This is a genomic window from Streptomyces sp. NPDC059255 (assembly GCF_042752355.1).
GTDB lineage: Bacteria > Actinomycetota > Actinomycetes > Streptomycetales > Streptomycetaceae > Streptomyces.
In genome coordinates, this window is the sequence record NZ_JBHYZP010000040.1 from 21,036 (window position 1) to 45,223 (window position 24,188).

At 71.3% G+C, this 24,188-nt stretch carries 20 protein-coding genes; 9 read left to right on the plus strand and 11 right to left on the minus strand.

The genetic code is table 11. The features are described 5' to 3' along the window. The first annotated feature begins 4 nt into the window (after window positions 1-4). Window positions 5-1,003, plus strand: coding sequence for an anion permease (locus tag ACFXKG_RS33975; protein ID WP_384847167.1), 999 nt, complete (start codon window positions 5-7; stop codon window positions 1,001-1,003). Window positions 1,004-1,314: 311 nt separating this feature from the next. On the opposite strand, the gene pstB is transcribed toward ACFXKG_RS33975, so the two are convergent. The 4 genes from pstB to pstS form a co-directional block, all read right to left on the minus strand. Beyond that, on the minus strand, window positions 1,315-2,091 hold the full coding sequence (pstB, locus tag ACFXKG_RS33980) for a phosphate ABC transporter ATP-binding protein PstB (protein WP_382895178.1): 777 nt from the start codon (window positions 2,089-2,091) through the stop codon (window positions 1,315-1,317). Between the two features lie 52 nt (window positions 2,092-2,143). Further along, window positions 2,144-3,226 (minus strand): phosphate ABC transporter permease PstA, encoded by a 1,083-nt coding sequence (gene pstA, locus ACFXKG_RS33985; RefSeq protein ID WP_384847169.1) that lies wholly within the window; start codon window positions 3,224-3,226, stop codon window positions 2,144-2,146. After that, window positions 3,223-4,215 carry a phosphate ABC transporter permease subunit PstC gene (gene pstC, locus ACFXKG_RS33990; RefSeq protein WP_384847171.1) on the minus strand — a complete coding sequence of 331 codons (993 nt, stop codon included), beginning with the start codon at window positions 4,213-4,215 and terminating at the stop codon, window positions 3,223-3,225. The genes pstA and pstC overlap by 4 nt, the downstream gene beginning before the upstream one ends. 217 nt (window positions 4,216-4,432) lie before the next feature. Continuing rightward, complete coding sequence (gene pstS, locus ACFXKG_RS33995) at window positions 4,433-5,566, minus strand: phosphate ABC transporter substrate-binding protein PstS (protein ID WP_384847173.1); 1,134 nt, start codon at window positions 5,564-5,566, stop codon at window positions 4,433-4,435. Window positions 5,567-5,980: 414 nt separating this feature from the next. Here pstS and ACFXKG_RS34000 point away from each other — a divergent pair, with 414 nt between their 5' ends. Beyond that, complete coding sequence (locus tag ACFXKG_RS34000; protein WP_384847284.1) at window positions 5,981-6,499, plus strand: DUF1203 domain-containing protein; 519 nt, start codon at window positions 5,981-5,983, stop codon at window positions 6,497-6,499. Between the two features lie 10 nt (window positions 6,500-6,509). On the opposite strand, the gene ACFXKG_RS34005 is transcribed toward ACFXKG_RS34000, so the two are convergent. The 4 genes from ACFXKG_RS34005 to mshD form a co-directional block, all read right to left on the minus strand. Further along, on the minus strand, window positions 6,510-6,971 hold the full coding sequence (locus ACFXKG_RS34005) for an NUDIX hydrolase (protein WP_384847175.1): 462 nt from the start codon (window positions 6,969-6,971) through the stop codon (window positions 6,510-6,512). Window positions 6,972-7,017: 46 nt separating this feature from the next. After that, window positions 7,018-8,055, minus strand: a complete 1,038-nt coding sequence (locus tag ACFXKG_RS34010; protein WP_384847286.1) for a CHAD domain-containing protein — start codon at window positions 8,053-8,055, stop codon at window positions 7,018-7,020. Between the two features lie 133 nt (window positions 8,056-8,188). Next, a complete protein-coding gene (locus tag ACFXKG_RS34015) occupies window positions 8,189-10,453 on the minus strand; it encodes an RNA degradosome polyphosphate kinase (protein ID WP_384847177.1) in 2,265 nt (754 codons plus the stop codon). 652 nt (window positions 10,454-11,105) lie between these two features. Continuing rightward, a complete protein-coding gene (gene mshD / locus ACFXKG_RS34020) occupies window positions 11,106-12,095 on the minus strand; it encodes a mycothiol synthase (RefSeq protein ID WP_384847179.1) in 990 nt (329 codons plus the stop codon). 185 nt (window positions 12,096-12,280) lie between these two features. On the opposite strand from mshD, the gene ACFXKG_RS34025 reads away from it, so the two are divergent. Next, complete coding sequence (locus ACFXKG_RS34025) at window positions 12,281-14,122, plus strand: bifunctional metallophosphatase/5'-nucleotidase (protein WP_384847181.1); 1,842 nt, start codon at window positions 12,281-12,283, stop codon at window positions 14,120-14,122. Window positions 14,123-14,285: 163 nt separating this feature from the next. Here the strand turns inward: ACFXKG_RS34025 and ACFXKG_RS34030 are convergent, their stop codons facing one another. After that, window positions 14,286-14,918 carry a TetR/AcrR family transcriptional regulator gene (locus ACFXKG_RS34030; RefSeq protein WP_384847183.1) on the minus strand — a complete coding sequence of 211 codons (633 nt, stop codon included), beginning with the start codon at window positions 14,916-14,918 and terminating at the stop codon, window positions 14,286-14,288. Window positions 14,919-15,059: 141 nt separating this feature from the next. On the opposite strand from ACFXKG_RS34030, the gene ACFXKG_RS34035 reads away from it, so the two are divergent. Further along, window positions 15,060-15,971, plus strand: coding sequence for an alpha/beta fold hydrolase (locus ACFXKG_RS34035; RefSeq protein WP_384847185.1), 912 nt, complete (start codon window positions 15,060-15,062; stop codon window positions 15,969-15,971). A 63-nt stretch (window positions 15,972-16,034) separates the two neighbouring features. Here ACFXKG_RS34035 and ACFXKG_RS34040 read toward each other — a convergent pair whose 3' ends face one another. After that, window positions 16,035-16,928, minus strand: a complete 894-nt coding sequence (locus ACFXKG_RS34040; RefSeq protein WP_384847187.1) for an NAD(P)-dependent oxidoreductase — start codon at window positions 16,926-16,928, stop codon at window positions 16,035-16,037. 132 nt (window positions 16,929-17,060) lie between these two features. Here ACFXKG_RS34040 and ACFXKG_RS34045 point away from each other — a divergent pair, with 132 nt between their 5' ends. From ACFXKG_RS34045 to ACFXKG_RS34065, 5 genes are all read left to right on the plus strand, one after another. Next, window positions 17,061-17,483, plus strand: coding sequence for a winged helix-turn-helix transcriptional regulator (locus ACFXKG_RS34045; RefSeq protein WP_384847189.1), 423 nt, complete (start codon window positions 17,061-17,063; stop codon window positions 17,481-17,483). 234 nt (window positions 17,484-17,717) lie between these two features. Then, complete coding sequence (locus ACFXKG_RS34050) at window positions 17,718-18,956, plus strand: S8 family peptidase (RefSeq protein WP_384847191.1); 1,239 nt, start codon at window positions 17,718-17,720, stop codon at window positions 18,954-18,956. Window positions 18,957-19,135: 179 nt separating this feature from the next. Next, a complete protein-coding gene (locus ACFXKG_RS34055; protein ID WP_384847193.1) occupies window positions 19,136-19,858 on the plus strand; it encodes a DUF4157 domain-containing protein in 723 nt (240 codons plus the stop codon). Between the two features lie 241 nt (window positions 19,859-20,099). Further along, window positions 20,100-21,017: a phosphatidylinositol-specific phospholipase C gene (locus tag ACFXKG_RS34060; RefSeq protein WP_384847195.1), complete on the plus strand. Its 918-nt coding sequence runs from the start codon at window positions 20,100-20,102 to the stop codon at window positions 21,015-21,017. 170 nt (window positions 21,018-21,187) lie between these two features. Beyond that, window positions 21,188-22,471 carry an LmeA family phospholipid-binding protein gene (locus tag ACFXKG_RS34065; protein WP_384847197.1) on the plus strand — a complete coding sequence of 428 codons (1,284 nt, stop codon included), beginning with the start codon at window positions 21,188-21,190 and terminating at the stop codon, window positions 22,469-22,471. Window positions 22,472-22,549: 78 nt separating this feature from the next. On the opposite strand, the gene ACFXKG_RS34070 is transcribed toward ACFXKG_RS34065, so the two are convergent. After that, on the minus strand, window positions 22,550-24,022 hold the full coding sequence (locus ACFXKG_RS34070) for a sensor histidine kinase (RefSeq protein ID WP_384847199.1): 1,473 nt from the start codon (window positions 24,020-24,022) through the stop codon (window positions 22,550-22,552). Window positions 24,023-24,188: the final 166 nt, after the last annotated feature.

Genomic DNA, 24,188 nt, shown 5'->3' on the forward strand with positions numbered 1-24,188 from the left:
CCACGTGGACACCTTTGCGCTGATCGTGACCATCGGTGTCGCGCTCGGCTTCACGTACACCAACGGCTTCCACGACTCCGCGAACGCCATCGCCACCTCGGTCTCCACCCGGGCCCTGACGCCGCGCGCCGCGCTCGCGATGGCCGCCGTCATGAATCTCGCGGGCGCGTTCCTGGGACAGGGCGTCGCCAAGACCGTCAGCGAGGGGCTGATCGCCACCCCGCACGGTGCGCGGGGTATGGGCATCCTCTTCGCGGCGCTGGTCGGGGCGATCGTCTGGAACCTGGTCACCTGGTACTTCGGGCTCCCGTCCTCCTCCTCGCACGCGCTGTTCGGCGGCATGGTGGGCGCGGCGCTCGCCGGCGGTACGGAGGTGATCTGGTCCGGAGTCCTGGAGAAGGTCGTCATCCCGATGTTCGTCTCCCCGGTCATCGGCCTGGTCGCGGGCTATCTGGTGATGGTCGCGATCATGTGGATGTTCCGCAGGACCAACCCGCACAAGGCCAAGCGCGGCTTCCGGATAGCCCAGACCGTCTCGGCGGCCGGCATGGCCCTCGGGCACGGACTCCAGGACGCGCAGAAGACGATGGGCATCGTGGTGATGGCGCTGGTCATCGCCGATGTCGAGGACTCCGGCGACGCGATCCCGATCTGGGTGAAGGTCGTCTGCGCGCTGATGCTCTCCCTCGGTACGTACGCGGGCGGCTGGCGCATCATGCGGACGCTCGGCCGCAAGATCATCGAGCTGGACCCGCCGCAGGGCTTCGCGGCGGAGACGACCGGGGCGTCGATCATGTTCGGCTCGGCGTTCCTCTTCCACGCGCCGATCTCGACGACGCATGTCATCACCTCGGCGATCATGGGTGTGGGGGCGACGAAGCGGGTGAACGCGGTCCGCTGGGGCGTCGCCAAGAACATCATTCTCGGCTGGTTCATCACGATGCCGGCGGCGGCGCTGGTGGCGGCGGTCAGCTTCTGGCTGGTCAACCTCGCCTTCGGCTGACGCGCCGAGCCGTAACAGCCACAACAGCCGGAACAGCCGGAACAGCCGGAACAGCCGGAACAGCCGTAACAGCCGTAACAGCCGTAACAGCCGTAACAGCCGTAACAGCCGTAACAGCCGGAACAGCCGGAACAGCCGGAACAGCCGGAACAGCCGGAACAGCCGGAACAGCCACAAACGATCATGCCGTACCGGTTACGGCTGTCCCGTACATGTGATGGGGCCCGCCCCCCTGGGAGAGGGGGCGGGCCCTTCGTCTTGCGGTGGCACCGCCATGCAGCACCGCAGGACGTCTGTGTCGCCGGATCCGACTATCCGAAGCGGCCGGAGATGTAGTCCTCCGTCGCCTGTACGGACGGGTTGGCGAAGATGCGCTCGGTCTCGTCTATCTCGATGAGCTTGCCGGGCTGGCCGACGGCCGCCAGGTTGAAGAAGGCCGTACGGTCCGAGACCCGCGCCGCCTGCTGCATGTTGTGCGTCACGATGACGATCGTGAAGCGTTCCTTCAGCTCGCCGATCAGGTCCTCGATCGCGAGCGTGGAGATCGGGTCGAGCGCCGAGCACGGCTCGTCCATCAGCAGCACCTCCGGCTCGACCGCGATCGCACGGGCGATGCAGAGCCGCTGCTGCTGGCCGCCGGAGAGCCCGGAGCCCGGCTTGTTCAGGCGGTCCTTGACCTCGTTCCAGAGGTTCGCGCCCTTGAGGGACTTCTCGACGACGTCCGCCAGCTCGTTCTTGCGGGCCGAGCCGTTCAGCCGCAGCCCCGCCGCGACATTGTCGAAGATCGACATGGTCGGGAACGGGTTGGGGCGCTGGAAGACCATGCCGACCGTGCGGCGTACCGCGACCGGGTCGACGTTCGTCCCGTACAGGTTCTCGTCGTCCAGGAGCACCTTGCCCTCGACGCGGCCACCGGGGGTGACCTCGTGCATCCGGTTCAGGGTGCGCAGGAAGGTGGACTTGCCGCAGCCGGACGGGCCGATGAAGGCCGTCACGGAGCGGGGCTCGACGGTCATCGAGATGTCGTCGATGGCCCGGTGGGAGCCGTAGAAGGCGGTCAGTCCGCTGACGTCGATGCGCTTGGCCATTACAACCACTGCTTCTTTCGTGGCTCCGCGCGGCGGAGCCGGGTCTCGGGCCTCAGCGGCCGGTCTTCGGGGCCTTCCAGCGGGCTACACCGCGCGCCACCAGATTGAGGATCATCACGAACGCGATCAGCACCAGAGCCGCTGCCCACGCACGGTCGAACGCCGCCACTTCGCCGATTTTGTACTGCTCGAAAATGTAGAACGGAAGCGACGACTGGGCGCCTTCGAAGGGGTTGCTGTTGATCAGCTGGCTGCCGTAGACCAGCAGCATGATCGGCGCGGTCTCACCGGCGATGCGCGCGATCGCGAGCATCACACCGGTCGTGATGCCGCCGATCGCGGTCGGCAGGACCACCTTGAGGATCATGCGCCACTTCGGTACGCCGAGGGCGAGCGCGGCCTCGCGCAGCTCGTTCGGTACGAGCTTGAGCATCTCCTCGGTGGAGCGGACCACGACCGGGAGCATCAGGATGGTCAGGGCGAGCGAGCCCATGAAGCCGGACGGCCCGGTGCCGGTCATCAGCATCAGCGAGAGGATGAACAGACCGGCGACGATCGACGGGATGCCGGTCATGACGTCCACGAAGAACGTCACCGCCTTGGCGAGCGAGCCCTTGCCGTACTCCACCAGGTAGACGGCGGTCAGCAGACCGAGCGGGGTGGCGATCACCGTGGCGATGCCGACCTGCTCCAGCGTGCCGATCAGCGCGTGGTAGACGCCGCCGTTCGCCTCGGAGCCGAGGACCCCGGCCATGGAGTGCGTCAGGAAGTCGATGTCGAGGGCCTTCACGCCGCGGACGATCGTCGTCCACAGCAGCGAGAAGAGCGGGATGACCGCGAGGAGGAAGCACACCCAGACCACACTGGTGGCGAGGCGGTCCTTGGCCTGGCGCTGGTTCTCGACGGTGGTCGTGACGGCGTACGAGATGACGAGGAAGGCGACGACGGCGATCAGGCCCCACTGGACCTTGCTGGTCAGGCCCGCGCCCGCGCCGACGGCGCAGCCGATCAGCAGGCCGGTCGCGGCGAAGCCGGCCGGGGCCCAGCGCGGCAGACTCCGCTGGCTGAGGCTGCCCCGCCGGCCGCTCGGCGGCGGTACGGGGGTCTGCGTGTCCTGGATGGTCGCGTGGCTCATGCGTTGGCCCCCGAGTACTCCTTGCGGCGCGCGATGATCAGCCGGGCCGCACCGTTCACCAGCAGTGTGAGGATGAAGAGGACCAGACCGGAGGCGATCAGGGCGTCGCGCCCCAGCTCGTTGGCCTCGTCGAACTTCGCCGCGATGTTCTGGGCGAACGTGCCGCCGCCCGGGTCGAGCAGGTGGAGCGAGATCAGGTAGTTCGGGGAGAGGACCGTGGCGACGGCCATCGTCTCACCGAGCGCGCGGCCGAGGCCCAGCATCGAGGCGGAGATGACACCCGAGCGCCCGAAGGGGAGCACCGAGAGCCGGATGACCTCCCAGCGGGTGGCGCCGAGCGCGAGCGCGGCCTCTTCGTTCATCCGCGGGACCTGGAGGAAGACCTCCCGGCTGACGCTGGTCACGATCGGCAGGATCATGATCGCCAGCAGGATGCCGACGGTCAGCATGTTCCTGGCGGGGCCGGCCTGCGTCTGGTCGAAGATGTACGTCCACGCGAAGTACTCGTCGAGCCAGCTGTTGAGACCGCCGAGATACGGCACGAGTACGAGGGCGCCCCAGATGCCGTAGATGATGCTCGGCACGGCGGCGAGCAGGTCCACCACGTACGCGAGGGGCGCGGCGACCTTGCGCGGCGCGTAGTGCGAGATGAACAGGGCGATGCCGACAGCGACCGGGACCGCGATGACCATCGCGATGATCGAGCTGACGACCGTGCCGAAGAGGAGGACCGCGATGCCGAAGACCGGCGGGCTCGCGGAGGGGTTCCAGTCGAAGGTCGTGAGGAAGTTGCCCTCGTCCTTCGAAATGGCGATGGCGGCGCGGTAGGCGAGGAACCCCGCGATCGTCGCCATGAGGACGAGCAGCAGAATGCCCGAGCCCTTGGAGAGGCCCGAGAAGATCTTGTCTCCCGCGCGGCCGGTGGAGGGACGGGGCGCGGAGTCGGCCGGGGATAGCGGCGGACGTTCTGTGGGTGTGGTGGAAGCCATGTCTTTCCGGTCTGTGTGGGGGAGCGCCGGCTCCCCTGGCGGCGGTGCACCGGATGGGATGGGCGACGGCCACCGGCCCGGAGGGGTGCACCGGGCCGGTTGCCGTCACCGTGGAGCGTGCGGTACGGCGGACACTTCGACTGCTGACTGCTGACTGCTGCCGGAAGTGCCGGTGCCCTGCCGGTACGGGGATCCCGTACCGGCAGGGCGTCAGGGCCTAGGAGAGCGACGCGACGGTCTCGCGGACCTTGGCGTTGATCTCGGCCGGGATCGGGGCGTAGCCCGCCTCGGAGAGCACCTTCTGGCCGTCCTCGCTGGAGGTGAAGGTCAGGAAGGACTTCATCGTGGCCAGCGTGGCCGGCTTGTTGCCCTTGTCGCAGGCGATCTCGTACGTGACCAGGACGATCGGGTAGGCGCCGTCGGCCTTGGTGGTGTAGTCGAGGTCGAGCGCCAGGTCCTTGCCGGTGCCCTTGATCTTGGCGGCGGCGATGGCCTTGGACGCGTTCTCCGAGGAGGCCTCGACGGGGGCGCTGGCACCCGTGTCGATCTTGACCGTGGAGATCTGCTGCGAGGTGGCGTAGGAGAGCTCGAAGTAACCGATCGAGCCGTCGACCTGCTTCACCTGGGTGGCGACACCGGCGGAACCGGAAGCGGCCTGGCCACCGGGGGCCGGCCACTTCTTCTCAGCCTCGTACTTCCAGTCGGAGGCGGCGGAGGCGCCGAGGTACTTGCCGAGGTTCTGCGTGGTGCCGGAGTCCTCGGAGCGGTGGAACGCCTGGATCGGCTTGTTGGGGAGCTTGGCGTCCGGGTTGAGCGCCTTGATCGCCGCGTCGTCCCAGTTCTTGATCTTGCTGTCGAAGATCTTGGCGAGGGTGGGGGCGTCGAGGACGAGGCTGTCCACACCCTCCAGGTGGTAACCGATGGCGATCGGTCCGCCGACCATCGGCAGGTTGATGCCCTGGCCGCCGTCCGTGCACATCTTCTTCGAGTCGGCGACCTCTTCGGGCTTGAGCGCCGAGTCGGAGCCGGCGAAGCCGACCGTGCCCTGGTTGAACGCGACGATGCCCTCGCCGGAGGAGGAGGACTTGTAGTTGACCTCCACGCCGGAGCAGGTGGCCATGTAGTTCTTCACCCAGAGGTCCATGGCGTTCTTCTGCGCGCTGGAACCGGAGGCGAGCAGCTGGCCCTTGGCGTCCTTGCACACCTCGCTGGAGGCGGTGGTGGGCTTCGCGCTGTTGTCCCCGCCGCCGCTGTTGTCGTCCGAGCCGCACGCCGTGAGAACCAGGGCGCCGGAGACGGCGAGGGCACCGAGCGCGGTGGCGCGCAGCCCGTTCTTGCGCTTGAGCTTCACTTTTCGGGTGTTCCTTCCAGGAGCCGCCGGTCTGAACCGTTGTACGGCGGCGTGCGTCGGGGTGGCCGGTGCGGCGCTTGAACCGTCACCGTGTAAGGCCGAAATTAGGCAGATCAGGTGAAGCCGCCGACGGAAGAGAGTGAACGGAAGGTGAACCTCGTCGGACACCCTGGGTTCGGGTGCAGGCCGCTCGTGTGAGGCGCGCAGAGGGCGTAGAAGGGAGCGTGGAGGGGGGCGTGGAAGGGGCGGCGTTCGGTGAGTTTGTTGGGGCCGCCAGGGCCACGGGGACCGCTGGGGCCGGTGGAGTGCGCGCCCCGGGCCTGCCCGGGGCGCGGGCCGATCTTCTCGTCCGATTTCCGCCAGCGGGCAGGGGGAAGGGCCGCCAAGACTTGACCCATGACTACCGAGACCACCTTGACCGCGTACACGCCCCTGCCCATCGCCCCCGGCGCGCTCCGGGAGCTCCGCGGGACGGACGACTCCGGGCGGCCCGTACGGCCGTTCACCGCGGGGGCGGACGACGCCCCGGTCGACTGTGTGGGCAGCCCGCTGCGGTGTTGTCTGCGGGGCGTCGTCCCCGGCGACCGGGTCGCGCTCGTCTCGTACGCGCCGTTGCGGCGCTGGGCGGCGGCGCGCGGGGCCGAGCCGGGGGCGTACGACGAATCGGGGCCCGTGTTCATCCACGCCGGGGAGTGCGGGGGGCCGCGGGGCGCCGCCGGTTATCCCTTCGCGCGGCCGGGGGCGCTGCGGACCGTCCGGCGGTACGACGCCGCGGGGCGGATCGTCGGCGGCCGGCTGTTCGAAGTCCCCGAGGACGCCACGGCCGGATTCGACCGGGCCCTCGGTGAGGCGTTCGCGGAGCCCGGGGTGGTGCTGGTGCACGTGCGGGCCGTGGAGTACGGCTGCTTCCAGTTCGAGGTACGGCGGCCGTAGGCGGGACCCGTTATGCGGAGTGCAGGGCGTTCAGCAGGGCGTCCACCAGGACGCGGTCGCGGGGCTGGGTGAGCCGGTCCCGGGCCGCCGTGGGGGTCAGCCAGGCGAGGGTGTCCACCTCGTGGTTCGGGACGAAGACGCCGGCCGTCGCCTCGGCCGCCCAGTAGGTGACCTCCTTGGGGCGGCCCTGGGCCAGGTAGTGGACGGTGTCCAGGCGGGCCCCCGGCGCGCAGTGGTGGCCCGTCTCCTCCAGAACCTCGCGGACCGCGCCGGCCAGGGCGGACTCGCCGCGCTTGAGTTTGCCCTTCGGGTGCGACCAGTCGTCGTACTTGGGCCGGTGCACGAGGCAGATCTCGACGCCCTCGTCCGCCGACGGCACCCGGCGCCACAGCACGCACCCCGCCGCCAGGACCGTCCCCCGGCCCTTCGGCGTATCCGTCGGGCCGGACGCCGTGCCCGCCTCCTCGGTCATCGGGTCACCTCGGTCATCCCGGTCATCCCGGTCCGGGTCGCCTCGGTCATCGTGACACCGCCGCCTTCTGCCAGAGCTGCTGGAACGCGAAGCGCGCCGCCTCGACCTCGTGGCGCTGGTCGGCGTGGAGCACGCCCAGCGCGTACGCCGTCGTCGGGGCGATCCGGGGCGTACGGGCCGCGTTCGCCGCCGCCGCTGCCGCCTCGGCGGCGTCACGGTGCCGGTCCAGGGACCGGCCCGCCGCGAGCAGGGCCGGGTCGGGGATGCCGCCCGCGCACCACACCTCCTGGGTGTAGCGGTGCAGCCGCAGCAGCCGCCGGACCTGGTGCCACGGGGCGTCCTGCGCCTCCCCGTCGGCCGCCGTGGCCAGGCCGTTGACCAGCGCCTCCGCGTTGTAGGGATGGGCCGCGCGGGTCAGCGGCAGCGCGGCCACGGCGTCCAGGAGCTGGGCCTCCGTCGTCTCGCCGGGCCCCGCCAGCACCTCGATCGCGGGCGCGCCCGCCAGCGGGGCCAGCGGCACCTCGGAGGCGAGTACGGCCACCGCGTCCGCCACGGCGTGGAAGCGCGACGAGCCCAGCGCCTGGAGCGCCGAGGAGTGGGCGCGCGTCCTGGCCAGGGTGAGCTGGCGCTCCAGCAGCGCGCCCGCGCGGGACGCCCCGACCGTCAGCGTGCCCGCGGGCAGCGCGCCGGCCGTCGGCACACCTGCCGGAACGTCGGATTCCGTCCGCGAGGACGGCACGGGCACCGCGCCCGAGAGCCGGGCCAGCGCCCCCACCAGCCGGTGCAGCCGGGCCGTACAGGCGTGTTCCTGGGCGAGGGTGCCGGAGAGCCAGGCCAGTTCCGCACGGAGCTGGTCCGCCGGACCCTGGTCGAGCAGTGGCCGGTACGTGTGCAGCGCGCCGCCGATCCGGCGCGCCGCGCCGCGCAGCGTACGGGCCGCCTCCTCGGCGGCGGCCGTGTCCGCGCCGCTCTCGCCGTACATCCGCAGCCCGCGCAGGAAGTCGCCCGCGCGGGCGTGCAGATACCCGGACAGGACCTCGCCCGCGGTGTGCCGCCCCGGGACGGCGGATTCGGCGCCCGGCACGGCCTTGCCGGGCGCCGTCACGCGGCCGGTGACCCGGCCCGTCAGGCGGCCCGTCACCCGGTCCGTGGCCTGGCCCGTCACCCGGTCCGTATCACGGTCGGCGTCACGGTCCGTGTCACGCTCGGTGTCCACTTCATGGTGCTGCACGCCGGCGCCTCCGGGCGTCTATGAGCATTTCCTGTACGTTCCGCAGCGGCTGGCCCTCCGCGTCCGTGGAGTGCCGCGTCCAGTTGCCGTCCGCGCCCAGGTGCCAGGAGGACGTCGTGTCGGACATCCCGGTCTCCAGGAGCCGGGTGAGTGCCGCGCGGTGCGCCGGGTCGGTGATCCGGACCAGCGCCTCGATGCGGCGGTCGAGGTTGCGGTGCATCATGTCGGCGCTGCCGAGCCAGACCTCCGGCTCACCGCCGTTGCCGAACGCGAAGACCCGGGAGTGCTCCAGGAAGCGCCCCAGGATCGACCGCACCCGGATGTTCTCGGACAGGCCCGGCACCCCGGGCCGTACGGCACAGATCCCGCGTACCCAGATGTCCACCGGGACGCCCGCCTGCGACGCCCGGTAGCAGGCGTCGATGGTCGCTTCGTCCACCATCGAGTTGACCTTGAAACGGACATACGCGGGCCGCCCGGCGCGGTGGTGCGCCACTTCCTTGTTGATCCGCGCGATGAGCCCGTCCCGCAGGGACTTCGGGGCGACCAGCAGCCGCCGGTAGGTCTCCCGGCGCGAGTAGCCGGACAGCCGGTTGAACAGGTCGGAGAGGTCCGCGCCGACCTGCGGGTCCGCGGTGAGCAGCCCCAGGTCCTCGTAGAGCCGGGCGGTCTTCGGGTGGTAGTTGCCCGTACCGACATGGCTGTAACGGCGCAGGGTGTCGCCCTCCTGCCGCACCACCAGCGAGAGCTTGCAGTGCGTCTTCAGCCCGACCAGCCCGTACACCACGTGGCAGCCGGACTCCTCCAGCTTCCGGGCCCACTTGATGTTGGCCTGCTCGTCGAAGCGCGCCTTGATCTCGACGAGGACGAGGACCTGCTTGCCGGACTCCGCCGCGTCTATCAGCGCGTCCACGATCGGGGAGTCGCCGGAGGTCCGGTACAGCGTCTGCTTGATGGCCAGTACGTCGGGGTCGCCCGCCGCCTGCTCCAGGAAGGCCTGGACGGAGGTGGAGAAGGAGTCGTACGGGTGGTGCAGCAGCACGTCGCGCTCGCGCAGCGCGGCGAATATGTCGGGTGCGGAGGCGGACTCCACCTCGGCGAGATCGCGGTGCGTGCCCGCGATGAACTTGGGGTACTTCAGCTCGGGCCGGTCCAGCGACGCGATCCGGAAGAGCGCCGTCAGGTCGAGCGGCCCCGGCAGCGGATAGACCTCCGCGTCGGACACCTTCAGCTCGCGCACCAGCAGATCGAGGACGTACGGGTCGATGGACTCCTCGACCTCCAGGCGCACCGGCGGCCCGAAGCGGCGCCGCATGAGCTCCTTCTCCAGCGCCTTGAGGAGGTTCTCGGCGTCGTCCTCCTCGACCTCCAGGTCCTCGTTGCGCGTGACCCGGAACATGTGGTGCGCGAGCACCTCCATGCCGGGGAACAGTTCCTCCAGGTGGGCGGCTATCACGTCTTCGAGGGGGACGTAGCGCTGCGGCGACGCCTCCAGGAAGCGGGCCAGCAGCGGCGGCACCTTCACCCGCGCGAAGTGGCGGTGGCCGCTGACCGGGTTGCGGACGACGACCGCGAGGTTGAGGGAGAGCCCCGAGATGTACGGGAAGGGGTGGGCCGGGTCCACCGCGAGGGGCGTGAGGACCGGGAAGATCTGCTGGCGGAAGAGGGTGAAGAGGCGCGCCTGCTCCTTCTCGGTCAGCTCGGGCCAGCGGATGATGTGGATGCCCTCGTCGGCCAGCGCGGGGGCGATGTCCTGCTGGTAGCAGGCGGCGTGCCGGGCCATGAGCTCGCGGGAGCGGGTCCAGATCAGGTCCAGCACCTCGCGCGGCTGGAGGCCGGAGGCGGAGCGGGTGGCGACCCCGGTCGCGATGCGCCGTTTGAGTCCCGCGACCCGGACCATGAAGAACTCGTCCAGGTTGGACGCGAAGATCGCCAGGAAGTTCGCGCGTTCGAGGAGCGGCGTCGTCGGGTCCTCGGCCAGCTCCAGCACCCGCTCGTTGAACGCGAGCCAGCTCCGCTCGCGGTCCAGGAACCGGCCCTGGGGCAGCGCGTTGCCGCTGCCGTGACCGTTGCCGTCCTGGCCGCGGTCCTCCTCGTACGCGTCGAGGTCGGAGTCGAGATCGGGTTCGAGGTCGCCCGCCGACCCGGTCGTGGCGACCGCGCGGGGCCGGTGGGCGGCTATGAAGCCGACGGACGGCTGCTGAGGGTGCTGGGACGGCTGGACCGGAACCTCGGCGGGCTGGTGGCTCATGTCCCCATTCTTCCGCGCGGAGGGTACGACGGGCGCGTCGGAGAGCGCGGGGGTGAGACGGACCCTCCCGTTCGCGGCGGTCCTGCCCTTCGGGGTGCGGCTCTGAGTGCCGTTCGGAGTGCCGTTCGGAGTGCCGTTGGAAGTGCTTTTCGGGGTGCCGTTCGGGGTGCCGTTCGGGGTGGGGGGTACAGCGGGCTCGGGCTGCATTCACCGAGGGTCGCAAGGGCTTCTGAATGGCCGGTAACGGCGACATGACATGCAGGGAAGCGGGGCGGGTCCCCCGGGGGGCGGCCCGGGGACCGGCTCGTACGGATCTCTCGTACGGATCTCTCGTACGGCCCGGCATGTACGGCCCGGCAGGTACGGCTCGGTGTACGACCTGGTTCGTACGGCCCGCTCGTACGGGCTCCGCGTACGGCCTGGTGGTCCGGCCGCCGCGTACCGCCGCCACCCGCGGGCGGCTCGTCGGCCGCCCGTGAGCCGACCGTACGGTACGCCGTTCGGGTGCCCGGGTCCGGGTCGGGCCAGGACCCGGGGGCCGGGACCGAAACCGGAGCCGAAACCGGAGCCGTGGGCCGGACCGGGGCCGGACCGGGCCCGACCAGTGGACCGGACCCCGGGCGCCGGAGCGGACCCGGGCACCCGAACGGGCTCAGGACTCCGTGCGGTACATCAGGTCCACCTCGTGCGTGGCGAAGCCCAGCCGTTCGTACACCGTCACCGCCGCCGTGTTGTCCGCGTCCACGTACAGCATCGCGGTCGGCAGCGCCTGCGCCGCGAGGTGGCGCAGGCCGGTCGCGGTGAGCGCCTTGCCGAGGCCGCCGCCCTGCGCGTCCGGGCGGATGCCGACGACGTACACCTCACCGAGCTGCTCCTCGGCGTGCACCTTCGTCCAGTGGAAGCCGATCAGCTCCCCGTCCCGCTCGGCCAGGAAGAACCCCTTCGGGTCGAACCACGGCTCGGCGATCCGGTCGTCCAGGTCCCGCTGGGTCAGCGCGCCCTGCTCGGGGTGATGGGCGAAGGCGGCCGCGTTGACCGCCAGCCAGGCCGCGTCGTCCTGCCCGGGGACGAAGGTACGGACGGTGACCCCCGGCGGCAGCACCGGATCCGCGATGTCCAGCGGGGCCAACGGGCGGCGGAGCTGCCGCAGTTCACGGAAGAGCGTCAGCCCGAGGACCTGCGCGAGATGCCGGGCGGCCGGCTTCCCGCCGTGCGCCCAGGCCCGCAGCCGCTTCCCGGAGGCGCCCAGCAGCGCGTTGCCGAGCGCCCGGCCGTGGCCCCGGCCGCGGCGCCCGGGGCGTACGACCAGCTCGACGGCGGGCGCCTCGATCGGGTCGGTGTCCTCCAGCTGCCCGTACCCGACCAGCTCCCGCGCCCCGCCGTCCCCCTGGCCGGCGGCGGACCCGGCGGACGGGGTGGATTCGCCGTCGCCGCCCTCCTGGTCCGCGGTGACCAGGAAGTGCCGTACGCCCTCCCGGTGACCGCCCCGCAACTGGAGCCGCCCCTGTTCGGAGACGGCCTGCACGCCGTCCGTCGCGGCTGCTTCTGCCAGCAGGCCGAGGACGTCCTCCGCCTGTTCGGGGGTGAGCGCGTCGAGGGTCTGGATCTGCCGGCCGGACTCGCGGGCTACTGCGTCAGTCATGCGTCGAGGGTACGGCGGCGGCGCTCCCCCTGGTCGCGTACCGGCCGCACGCGGTGCGCGCGGCACCGACCGGTGACGTACGTGTAAAGGCAACCCACTCGTAACCCGCGAGCCCTGTATAGCTACGCGCGTTGACTCTAGGCTGCCGCTCGCAACCTCAGACTTTTGAGTTCATAAGGGGATCCATGTCAGCGACACCGCAGAAAAACCGAGCGGCACGGCGGGTGTTCGCCGCTGCCGCAGGTCTGGCCACCGCGGGCGCGCTCTTCGCCGCGCTCCCGGCCTCCGCAGGGACGCCCGCCGAGAGCGCCCAGAGCGCGGCGAACGGCTTCGGCCACTCCAAGCCCAAGCCCGACCCCAAGACGGTCGACGTACAGCTCCTGTCCTTCAACGACCTGCACGGCAACCTGGAGCCCCCGGCCGGTTCCGCCGGAACCGTCAACGAGAAGCAGGCCGACGGTACGACCAAGGCGATCCCCGCCGGCGGTGTCGAATACCTGGCGACCTCGCTGCGCGACGCCCGTAAGGGGCACCCGTACTCCGTCACCGCCGCGGGCGGCGACATGGTCGGCGCGAGCCCGCTGCTCTCCGGTCTCTTCCACGACGAGCCGACCATCGAGGCGCTCAACAAGATCAACCTTGATGTGACGGCCGTCGGCAACCACGAGTTCGACGAGGGCGCCACCGAGCTGGGCCGCCTCCAGAACGGCGGCTGCCACCCGACCGAGGGCTGTTACGAGAAGGGCAAGAAGTTCAAGGGCGCGGACTTCCCGTACCTCGCCGCCAACGTGACGTCGGAGAAGACCGGCAAGCCGGTCCTCAAGCCGTACACGGTGTGGAAGAAGAACGGCGTCAAGATCGGCTTCATCGGGGTGACCCTGGAGGGCACGCCGAACATCGTGACCGCCGAGGGCGTCAAGGGCCTCAAGTTCCACGACGAGATCGAGACGGTCAACAAGTACGCCAAGGAGCTGGACAAGCAGGGCGTCAAGTCGATCGTCGCGCTGATCCACGAGGGCGGCGCCCCGGCCTCGACCTCGTACAACTACAACTGCGACAGCCCCGGCGCCGGTGACGGCATCTCCGGTCCGATCGTCGACATCGCCAAGGGCATATCGCCGAAGGTCGACGCGCTGGTGACGGGGCACACGCACCAGGCGTACGCGTGCACGATCCCGGACCCGTCCGGCAACCCGCGCCTGGTGACGTCCGCCTCGTCGTTCGGCAAGCTCTACACGGACACCACGCTCACCTACGACCTCCGTACCAAGGACATCGTGCGGACGAGCGTCAAGTCGGCGAACCACGTCGTCAGCCGTGACCAGGCCAAGGCCAAGGACATGACCGACCTGATCACGCGCTGGAACAAGCTGGCCGCGCCGATCGCCAACACCGCCAAGGGCTACATCTCGGCGGACATCAACGGCCGCGGCGCCACGACGCCCGAGACCCCGCTCGGCGACGTGATCGCGGACGCGCAGCTCGCGGGCATGTCCCCGGCGGACAAGGGCGGCGCGCAGATCGCCTTCATGAACCCGGGCGGGATCCGCTCCGACCTGGTCTTCAAGGCATCGGGCAGTGAGGGCGACGGGGTCGTCACGTACGGCGAGGCGTTCACCGTGCAGCCGTTCACCAACATGATGAACGCGGTCGACCTGACCGGCGCGCAGGTCATCACCGCGCTCCAGCAGCAGGTCAGCGGCTCGAACGAGGCGTCGCCGAAGATCCTCCAGGTCTCGAAGGGCCTCACGTACACCCTGGACATGACGAAGTCGGGCGCGGCCCGTGTCGTCACGGACTCGGTGAAGCTGAACGGTGCGGCGATCGACCCGGCGAAGACGTACCGCGTCGCGATGAACGAGTTCCTCGCGGGCGGCGGCGACGGCTTCGCGGCCCTGGGCCAGGGGACGAACAAGCTGGTCGGCGCGTCGGACCTGGACATGTTCAACGCCTACCTGTCGGCGAACTCCACGGCGCAGGCGCCGCTGGCGCCTCCGGCGGCGGACCGCATCACGATCGTCAAGTAGTCCACGATCATGAAGTAGCAACTGGACGAGAATCCCTGCCCGAAGGGCGGTGGGCCGCCGGCCCGCCGCCCTTCGGCGTACGCCGGGCCTCGAACGCGGGCAGCCGGGGGCCGGTCGGCGCGCGTGAGGCGCAGGGGATGCCGGGCGAGGAGGGTGAGGCGCGTTACGCGGGCGACGGCGCGGTGCCGCCCCGGTCGTCCAGGAAGATCCGGTCCAGCTGGTGGTGGAGCGTGGCGGCGGCGGACTCCGGCGTCCGGTGGCCGACCAGGATGCTCGTGCCGAGCCCCGCGGCCAGGGCGAGCAGGCTGATCGCGTCGCTGCGCGGGTCCGTGCCGGGCCGCGTGAGACCGGCCTCCCGCGCCCGCTGGAGCAGGCGGGCCACGGCGTCCTCGGCAGCGGCCGGATTGTCGGTGAACCGCTGATCGGCGAGGGCCCTGTCGGTCACGGACAGTACGGCGTAGGAGGTGTAGACGAGGTGGAAGGTGCGGCTCTCCTCGTCGGTCGGCAGTGACACCAGCAGCAGTGCCTCGATCACCGCGCGCGGCCCGGGATCGTCGCCCATGGCGGCGAGCCGGGCGGTGATCCGCTCGGTGAACCGCGCGGCCAGCTGCTCCAGCCCGTAGAGCAGCAGCTTCTCCTTGGTCTGGAAGTAGTACTGCACCAGCCGCAACGACACCCCCGCCTCCGCCGCCACGTCCCGCATCCCCACGGCGTGCAGGCCCTGCCGCCCCGCCACCCGCACGAGCGCCTCGGCGATCTCGGTGCGCCGTTCCTCGTGGTCCACCCGCTTGGGCATCGGTCGCGTCTCCACTCGTCGGTTCCGTACGTGTCGGTTCCCTCGCCGCCCGCGGCGTCATGGTACAGCCGTATCATCATCATGGTACGGTCGTACCACGAAGAACGGATGGCTCATGAACGCCTCTGGAGGTGGCCCGCCATGCCCGAGACGACGACCCGTGCCCGGCCCGACGTCGGTCGCTATGTGAGCGACGCTCTGCGGGACCGCTACTTCGCGGCCTGCGACGCGCTGTACGCGATGGGCGCGCCGGCCGTCGCCGAGACCGACGTGGAGACCGCCTTCGGTACCACTCACGTCTACCGGTACGGTCCCGCGGACCCCGCCGCCGGGTCCCGCACCCCGGTGGTCCTGGTGCACGGGGCGGGCGGCTGCTCCGCCATGTGGTACCCCAACATCGCCGCGCTCGCCGCCGAACGCCCGGTGTACGCGATCGACACCCCCGGCGACCCGGGGCGCAGCGTGCAGCGGGAACCCATCCACCAGCCCGAACGGGCCGCGCAGTGGCTGGACGAGACGCTCGCGGGCCTCGGCCTCGACCGCGTGCACCTCGTCGGCAGCTCGTACGGCGGATGGCTCGCCCTCAACCAGGCACACCGCAGACCCGGCCGCCTCGCCTCGGCCACCCTTCTCGATCCCGGCGGGCTGGAGAAGGTGGGCCTCCGCTTCTTCGTCTGGATATTCGTCAGCCTCTTCGCGACCTCCGCCCCCAAGAGGCTCCGCCCCCGGCTGGCGGCCTGGCTGGAACAGCCGGTGCTCGTGGTGCCGGAGCTGCGCGCCATGGCCAGGGCCGGTGTCCGCGCGTACCGCGTCCGCCGCCCGGCGCCGATCCCCCTGACCGAGGACGAACTGCGCACCATCCGCACCCCGCTCTACCTGGTGCTCGGCAAGCGGAGCCTCCTCCTGCACCCGGAGCGCCAGGCGGAGCGCGTCCCGCGCCTGATCCCCGGCGCCCGCGCCGACATCATCACCGGCACGGGCCACGGCCCCCAGATCGACCACGCGGACCAGGTCAACCCCCGGATGCTCGCCTTCATGCGCACGGCTGAGTGAGCGGGGGCGGACGGGGAGGGGGCGGGCCACGGTGACCAACACACCACCGGGCAACTCCGCTGCCTATGGGCCCAGCAGGCCGACCAGCCCCGCGAAGCCCTCGCGTTCGTGACCGTCCTGGGCGCGGCGCTTCATCAGGTTGAAGACGGGGGTGAGCAGTTCGGGACTGACGTTCTGTTCGTGCGCCGTGTCCAGGAAGGACTGGACGCCCGCGACCTGCATGGCCAGACCCGACGCGACGCCCGACTCGTAGTCACCGCTCTCCAACTGCCGGCCGATCTGCGGAATCATCGCGGACATCGCCACCACCCACTCCGCGAGCAGCGGCGCGAACTCCGACGGTGAGATGTCCTTCTCCCCGCGCACCAGCGCGAACGCGTGGGCCGCGCCCGCGACCATGCCGTACATCCCGCTCAGCAGCGCCACGTCCTGGAGCGCGGCATGGCCGGGGTTCTCGCCGGTGAAACGGGTGCCGGCGGGGACCGCCAGAGCCGTCCGGTGCGCCTCGAACAGTTCGGGCGATCCGCTGTAGAGGACGTAACCGCCCGCCTCGGGGACACCGATCATCGGCGGTACGGCCATGATCCCGCCGCTGAGGAATCGCGCGCCCCGTGCCTCGGCCCATGCGGCGCGGGCACGGGCCTCGGACGGGGTCCCCGTGGTGAGGTCCACCAGGTCCTTGCCGGTCAGGTCGGCCCCGGCCAGCGCCTCGCCGACCGAGGCGTCGTCCAGCAGGCAGGTCACGGTCAGCGCGTTCGCGGCCACCGCGTCGGCGGCGCCCGCGGCGAGCACGGCGCCTTCGGCGACCAGGGCGCCGGCCCGGCCGGGCGTGCGGTTCCACACGGTCAGGGAGTATCCGGCGGCGAGCCAGGCGCGGGCGAACGCCGTACCCATGGCGCCGAGTCCGAGAAGGGTGAGAGAGGGGGTGACAACGTCGGAAGCGGTGTGGTCAGTCATGACACATAAGCTGGTCAATGACGCGGAGACGGACAAGTACCCACTTCGAAGTGCGCACTTCCTCCGAGGTATGTGTCCAGGCAGCCGGGTCGGGCCGGTGCGCGGGGAGGGGAGAGGGAGGGGGCGAGGACGATGGCGACCGTAGGCAGACCGGGCGCACCTGACGCGTACCACTGCGGGATCGACGCGGCCATGGACGTGATCGGCGGGAAGTGGAAGGTCCTGATCCTGTGGGCGCTTCAGGAGGGCCCGCGCCGCTTCGGCGCGCTCCGCCGGATGCTTCCCGGTGTCACGGAGAAGGTCCTCACCGCGCAGCTACGGGAGTTGGAGGCGCACGGCATCGTCTCCCGCGAGGTGTACGACGAGGTGCCGCCGAGGGTCGAGTACGCGCTGACCGCGTCCGGTGTCGCCCTGGAGCTGGCGCTCCGTCCGCTCGGACGGTGGGGACGGGAGCACGTGCTGGGGAAGGCCCCGCACCCGCACCCGCACCCGCACTCATACCCCACCGACGCCCCGCAGCCCGAAGGGGCCCGGCAGCCGGAAGGGCCCCGGTAGCGCCGGAACCGCCCCCGCAGCCGGAACCGCCCCGGTCCCGATCCCGGTCCCGGTCCCGGTTCCGGCCCCGGTTCCGGCCGCCGGTTCGCCGTTGCCGCGTTACTCCATCCGGCCATCAGTGCGCGAGAGCGCTCAAGCCGTGCTGGTGGCCCGGACGAAAGAAGGGAGATCGGACTTCGCGGACGGGTCCCGGCCGGGACACGTTCAGCGGTCAGCCACCTTCAAGGAGTACATATGCGCCTGCGCGCACGCTGGGCATCGGCCGCCCTTCTGCTGCTCGTTCCCCTGCTCGCCGGTACCGGTACGGATGCCGTGGCGGCGGATCCCGGCAGGGGGCTCGTACCGGTCGAGCGTTCCGCCCAGGCGGTCCCGGGGCAGTACATCGTCTCCCTCAAGTCCACGCACACGCCGCGCACCGTACTGCGGCAGCTCGGGCTCAACCCCCTGCACACCTACGAGAAGGTCTTCTCGGGGTTCGCCGTCACGCTCAGCCCGAGCCAGCTGGAGCTGGTACGCGGCTTCCCGGGGGTCGCCGCCGTGGAGGAGAACGCGGTGGTCACGGCCGACTCCCCGACCGCAACACCGGCGACGGCAACACCCGCGACGACAGCCCCGACCCGGGCCGCCGGCGAACCTCAGGCGCGGGTGCCGGCTCTGAGCTGGGGGCTGGACCGGATCGACCAGCGGTATCTGCCGCTCGACGGGCAGTACGACGCGACCGGCACCGGCAGGGGCGTCACCGCGTACATCGTCGACACCGGGATCGAGACCGCGCACAGCGAGTTCGGCGGCCGGGCGAGCGTCGGGTTCGACTCCATCGGTGACGGACGGAACGGGCAGGACTGCAACGGCCACGGTACGCATGTGGCGGGCACCACCGGCGGTTCGGACCACGGCGTGGCCCGTGACGCCTCGCTCGTCTCGGTCCGGGTGCTCGGCTGCGACGGCAGCGGCTCCTGGGCCGGAGTCCTCGCCGGGTTCGACTGGGTGGCCAAGAACGCCAAGCAGCCCGCGGTCATGAACGCGTCGCTGGGCGGTCCCCGGTCCACGGCCGTCAACACGGCGGTGAACGCCGTCGCCGACAGCGGTGTCGTGCCGGTCGTGGCGGCCGGCAACGAGAACCGAAACGCCTGCGACGTCTCGCCCGCCGGCGCGTCCAAGGTGATCACGGTCGGGGCGACCGACGAGCAGGACCGGCAGGCGAGCTTCAGCAACTGGGGTACGTGTCTGGAGCTGTACGCGCCGGGGGTCGACATCATCTCCGCCAAGCTCGGCGGCGGTTACAAGGCGCTCAGCGGGACCTCGATGGCGAGCCCGCATGTCGCCGGCGTGGCCGCGCTGCTCAAGGAGGAGTACCCGACGGCCTCCCCGGCGGCCGTCTCCCGGTGGATCGTCGACGAGTCCACCAGCAACCTGGTGACGTCGACCGGAGCGGGCTCCCCCAACCGGCTTCTCTACACCGACAGCCTCTGACCCGCGTCGGATCGGTGGGCGACGGGGCGGGGCGGAGGGCGGGGCGGAGGGAGGCGGGTGGAACGGAAGGGGCAGCGCATCTGCCTCCACCGGTGTCCTCCGGGTCCTTCCGTTCCTGGCTCCCTCATTGGTTGAGTTACTGTCGGCCTGTGTCGGTGCTGCGCGAATGAGGCGATCCCTTGCTTGGTCACGAAGAGAAGTCGGACAAGGGCGCCCGGCGGGGGATGCCATTGCCCACCGTCGGCGCGCGTGGCCGGGCGACTGCCCCGCCCGCTTCCCCCCTCTCGCCGGTCGCGGCACCGGGCGGCCGGAGCGGGGAGTCGGTGCTGGCGCTGCAGCGGTCCGTGGGCAACGCGGCCGTCGCACGGATGCTGGCGGACGAGCGGCACAGCCACAGCCCGACGTGCGGTCATGGGGACGCCGGGGCGTCTCTCCCCGTACAGCGTCGTATGCGCGCACCCGAGCCCGAGGCCGAGAACGAGACACACGCTCTTGACCTCGTGAAAGAAGTGACGCAGTCCCGTGGGAAGCAGCTCGCCGGGTCGGAGCTCCGCGAACTGGAGGCGTGGCACGGTGGTGCGGACCTCTCCGCGGTGCAGGTGCACGACGACGCGAAGGCGCAGCGTGCGGCGGCCGGTATCGGGGCGCGTGCGTACACCGCCGGCGAGCACATCGTGCTCGGCAAGGGCGGCCATGACATCAAGACCAAGCGGCACGAGACCGCGCATGTGCTCCAGCAGCGCCAGGGTGCGGTCTCGGGGACGTCGGTCGGCAACGGGATGACGATGAGCAGCGAGGGTGACCCCCACGAGCGCGCGGCCAAGGCCGCCGAGACGACGCAGGTCGTGCCGGTGCAGTCGGCGCCGCGGCGGAAGGGCGATTCGCAGGAGGAAGAGCAGTAGGAAGAGCGGTAGGAAGGGCAGGAGGAAGGGCAGTGTTCGAGTGATCGGACGCTGCGTGCCGGGCCGGCGTGTGCGGGGAGGTTCAACCTCCGTGCGGAGTGCCCGGTCGGGGTTCGGCGGAGGCGAGCGGGGATCCTGGTATGGACCAATCTCCGTGAACACGTTCCGCTCGTGATGTGTACCCGTCATAATCCGAGGGCTGTTTCCCTGATGCCCTTACGGACGACGGAGGCACCCCCACATGAGCACATCCCCCGGTACCCGGCGCGGCTTTCTCGCCGGCGCCCTTGCCATGTCCACCACCGCCCTGGTGGGCGTGGGCGCCGGTGGCGGGACCGCTTTCGCGGCTCCCGCCCGCGCGGCCGCGTCCCCGCGCGTTTTCGCCACCCATGACTGGATGGGCGGCTTCGCCGACTCGACCCCCGTGCAGCGCCTGACCATTCCCGGTACGCACAACGCCGGCGCCCGTTCCGGCGGCCTCTTCGTGGCCTGCCAGAACACCTCCATAGCCGAGCAGTTGACCAGCGGCGTCCGCTTCCTGGACATCCGCTGCCGGCTGTTCGAGGGCGCGTTCACCATCCACCACGGCGCGTTCTACCAGAACCTGAACTTCGACGACGTCCTCAATGCCTGCCGGAACTTCCTCCGGGCCAACCCCTCCGAGACCGTCCTCATGCGGGTCAAGCAGGAGTACTCCACCGAGAGCGACGCGGAGTTCCGGCGGATCTTCGACACGTATCTCGACGGCAAGGGCTGGCGTTCCCTCTTCCGGCTCGACGGCGGACTGCCGACGCTCGGTCAGGCGCGCGGGCGGGTCGTGCTGCTCGGGGACAACGGAGGGCTGCCCGGCCTGCGGTACGGGGACGCCGGGCTCTTCGACATCCAGGACGACTACCAGGCGGAGCCGGGCGCCAAGTACTCCAAGATCGAGGCCCACTTCCGGAAGGCCGCGACCCAGCCGGGCAAGCTGTACGTCAACTACGTGAGTACGGCGTTCCTGTCGACGCCCCGCTGGAACTCCGACCGGCTCAACCCGCAGGTGCACACCTTCCTGGACGGGTCGGAGGCGAGCGGCTGGCGCGGGCTCGGGATCGTACCGCTGGACTTCCCCGCCACCCGGGCCGGGCTGGTGGAGTCGCTGATACGGCACAACGGCTGAGGAGAGCGAGCGAGGCGGCGAGCGAGCGGGGGAGGGAGCCGGGTGGCTGTCCGGCGTTCCGGGGAATCGCGAGATCTCCCACATGAATAGCCGGACAGCCGTGGGTAAACGGGTCGATAGCGATGCCGGGGCGGGTGTGCCCGGCCGGTGGGGCGTGTTGGTATGAGTCGATGCGACGCCCCACACGCATACCCGAGCACGTGTCCGACCCCGACCCCGAGCCCGGCCCCGAGCTCCGCCCCGCGCCCAACCCCTATGACGAACTGGCGCGGCTCGCCCCACCCGAGGGGGAGGGCGTCCCCGGATCGCGCGGTCCCGGTGGCCCGCGTGAGCCGGGTGATCCGCCGCCCCTCGGGGTGCCGTCCGACCGGGACGACGACGACTGGTCCCCGCCCGACCACCGGCGGAGAGGGAGGCGCGGCCGCCGCTCCGGCCCCCTCTCCGCCGCGCTGAAACTGACCGTCGCCCTCGCCGTCTGCGCGGCGTTCCTGCTGCTCGCGGACCGTGCCGCCGAGTTCTACGCGCAGGACAAGGCGGAGGAACGGCTTCAGGAGTCGCTCGGTCTCACGGCCCGGCCGGCCGTCGACATCCACGGCTTCCCGTTCCTCACCCAGGTCCTCGGCAAGCGGCTCGACCGCGTGGACGTCACCGTCCCGCATGTCGCCGCCGACCGTGTCTCACTGGCGGAGGTGCGGGCCAGCGCCCGGGACATCCGCGTCGTCGGTGATCTGCCGTCTTCCGTCAAGGGCGCGGTCGTCGGGCGGATGGACGGTGACGTACTGCTCAGCTTCGACGATCTCAGCCGCGAACTCGGTGCCTCCCAGGTGAAGTTCACCGACAGCGGCGCGGGCTCCGTACGGTTGGCGGGTTCGCTGCCGGTGGCCGGTTACGACCTGCGGGTACGGGCCGAGGCGCACATCGGGAACGAGGGCGGCCGGGCCGTCACCACCACCGTGGACGGCATGCGGCTCGACATCCCCGGCGTGGCCACCTACCGGCCGGGCCGGGACCGCGCCCACTCCGGGCTGCGGCTGGCACCCGAGGCCGCCGGACGGATCGCGGAGGAGAAGGGCCGCGCCCGGGAACTGCTGGAGGTGCCCGCCGTCGTACGGGCGCTCGGGGTGCCGCGGGCGGACGTGGACCGGGCGCTGCGCAGCGAGGCGGCGCTGAGCCGGTTCACCGGGCGGCCCGGCTTCGTCCAGGAGCTGATGCGGCTCAATCTCGTCGATGTCGTCGCCGACAACCCGGGGCTGCTGAAACGGGCCGGCGTCGACCCGACGCTGGTCGACGCGCTGCTCAACCTCCGCCCGCCGGAGCTCTCCGACCGGCTCTCGCTCTCCTTCGAACTGCCGAAGACCCCGGGTGACCTGCGGTTGCGGCACATCACGGTGGAGCCGGACGGGATCAGGGCACGGCTGGTGGGGTCGTCGGTGCCGGTGGGCGGAGCGGCCTGACGCGATCGGTGGGCGGGTAACGGACACCCGGACCCTCAGCCATCACCCCCACCCCTCACCCCCCAACCCTCCCGGCGCTCACACCCGGTGCGCGCCGTCCAGGTTGTTGCCGAGACCGCTCAGCCCGTCCAGGCCCTCCGGCGGCGGTGTCGGGGCGCCGGGGATGCGGATCGCCGCGACCGTTCCGCCGCCCGCCGCCTGGCGCAGCGCGATCTCGCCGCCCGCCTGCTGGACCGTACGCGCGACGATCGACAGGCCGAGCCCCGAGCCGGGCAGTGCGCGCGCGGTCGGGGAGCGCCAGAAGCGTTCGAAGACGTGCGGCAGGTCCTCGGCCGGGATGCCGGGGCCGTGATCGCGTACGGTCAGCTCGCCGGTGCCCCCCTCCCCGCCGCTCAGCGCGACCTCGACCGTACCGCCGGACGGGCTGAACTTCACCGCGTTGTCCAGCACGTTGACCAGCGCACGCTCCAGGCTGGCCGGCTCGGCCCGTACGTACCAGGGCCGCAGGTCCGTGCTGATCGTCAGGTCGGGGCCGCGCAGCCGCGCCCGTTCCAGCGCGCTCCCCATGATCTCGTGGAGCGCGACGACCTGGAGGGGCCCGGGGTCGGCGGCGTCCGGCCGCGACAGCTCCTGGAGGTCCCCGATGAGCGAGGCCAGCTCGGTCATCTGCGCCTTGACGGACGCCATCAGCGCCCTGCGGTCGGCAGGCGGGATGGCGCGGCCGGTCTCCTCGCTCCGCGCGAGGAGTTCGACGTTGGTACGGAGCGAGGTGAGCGGTGTCCGCAGCTCGTGCCCGGCGTCCGCGATGAGCTGCGACTGCCGGTCCCGGGAGGACGCGAGGGCCGCGGTCATGGAGTTGAAGGAGCGCGACAGCCGGGCGATCTCGTCCTCGCCCTCGACGGGGATCCGGACGGTGAGGTCCTCCGTACGCGCCACGTGCTCGACCGCGCGGGTCAGCCCGTCGACCGGCCGCAGCCCCGACCTGGCGACCCAGAGGCCCGCCAGCCCCGCGCCGATCACCCCGACCCCGGCGACGAGCGCGAGCAGCACGGCGAGCTCGTTGAGGGAGGCGTCGATCTCGGCGAGGGGGCGCGAGACGGAGACGGTGACCAGTCCGCCGCCCCGGTAGGGGGCGCGCTGGGTGAAGACACGGACCTTGGCGCCGTTGTCGGTCACGCTGTCGTGGAGCGAGGTGTGGACGGTGCCGTCCGCGACCTCCAGGTCGTCCTGCTGGACCTTCACGGGCTCCGAGCCCGGGGCCACGCAGCGCTGTCCGTTGGGCAGTACCACCTGGACGTAGGCGAAGCCGGAGGTGGCGGTGGTCTCGGGGTTGGTGCCCGCGTTGCAGGCGGCGATGGCCTCCTGCACCGAGCTGGGTGGCGCGGAGGTGTTCTCCAGGGACGAGTCGAGCTCGCTCGGCAGCTGGGTGCGGGTCAGCAGCCAGCAGGTGACGGCGACGGCGGCGACGGCGAGCGCGACGGCCGAGGCCACCAGCAGGGCGAGGCGGGAGCGCAGCGGGAGCGTACGGAACCGCTGGACGGGACCGGTCACGCCGGGCCGCCGTTCCGGTACCGGTGGCCGTGGCCGCCGTATCCGCCCTGCCCGCCGTGTCCATCAGGTCCGCGGTGCCCGCCGTCGGTGACGAAGCCCGTACCGGAGCCCGTACCGAAGCCTGTACCGGAGCCCGTACCGAAGCCTGTACCGAGGCCCGTACCGG

Bases quoted from the DNA above. Each gene is read 5' to 3' on its own strand.
- ACFXKG_RS34060 (WP_384847195.1), top strand. From the start codon at position 20,100: ATGAGCACATCCCCCGGTACCCGGCGCGGCTTTCTCGCCGGCGCCCTT.
- ACFXKG_RS34025 (WP_384847181.1), top strand. From the start codon at position 12,281: ATGTCAGCGACACCGCAGAAAAACCGAGCGGCACGGCGGGTGTTCGCC.
- ACFXKG_RS34030 (WP_384847183.1), bottom strand. From the start codon at position 14,918: ATGCCCAAGCGGGTGGACCACGAGGAACGGCGCACCGAGATCGCCGAG.
- ACFXKG_RS34035 (WP_384847185.1), top strand. From the start codon at position 15,060: ATGCCCGAGACGACGACCCGTGCCCGGCCCGACGTCGGTCGCTATGTG.
- ACFXKG_RS34050 (WP_384847191.1), top strand. From the start codon at position 17,718: ATGCGCCTGCGCGCACGCTGGGCATCGGCCGCCCTTCTGCTGCTCGTT.
- ACFXKG_RS34065 (WP_384847197.1), top strand. From the start codon at position 21,188: ATGCGACGCCCCACACGCATACCCGAGCACGTGTCCGACCCCGACCCC.
- ACFXKG_RS34045 (WP_384847189.1), top strand. From the start codon at position 17,061: ATGGCGACCGTAGGCAGACCGGGCGCACCTGACGCGTACCACTGCGGG.
- pstC (WP_384847171.1), bottom strand. From the start codon at position 4,215: ATGGCTTCCACCACACCCACAGAACGTCCGCCGCTATCCCCGGCCGAC.
- pstB (WP_382895178.1), bottom strand. From the start codon at position 2,091: ATGGCCAAGCGCATCGACGTCAGCGGACTGACCGCCTTCTACGGCTCC.
- pstA (WP_384847169.1), bottom strand. From the start codon at position 3,226: ATGAGCCACGCGACCATCCAGGACACGCAGACCCCCGTACCGCCGCCG.
- ACFXKG_RS34005 (WP_384847175.1), bottom strand. From the start codon at position 6,971: ATGACCGAGGAGGCGGGCACGGCGTCCGGCCCGACGGATACGCCGAAG.
- ACFXKG_RS34015 (WP_384847177.1), bottom strand. From the start codon at position 10,453: ATGAGCCACCAGCCCGCCGAGGTTCCGGTCCAGCCGTCCCAGCACCCT.
- ACFXKG_RS34040 (WP_384847187.1), bottom strand. From the start codon at position 16,928: ATGACTGACCACACCGCTTCCGACGTTGTCACCCCCTCTCTCACCCTT.
- mshD (WP_384847179.1), bottom strand. From the start codon at position 12,095: ATGACTGACGCAGTAGCCCGCGAGTCCGGCCGGCAGATCCAGACCCTC.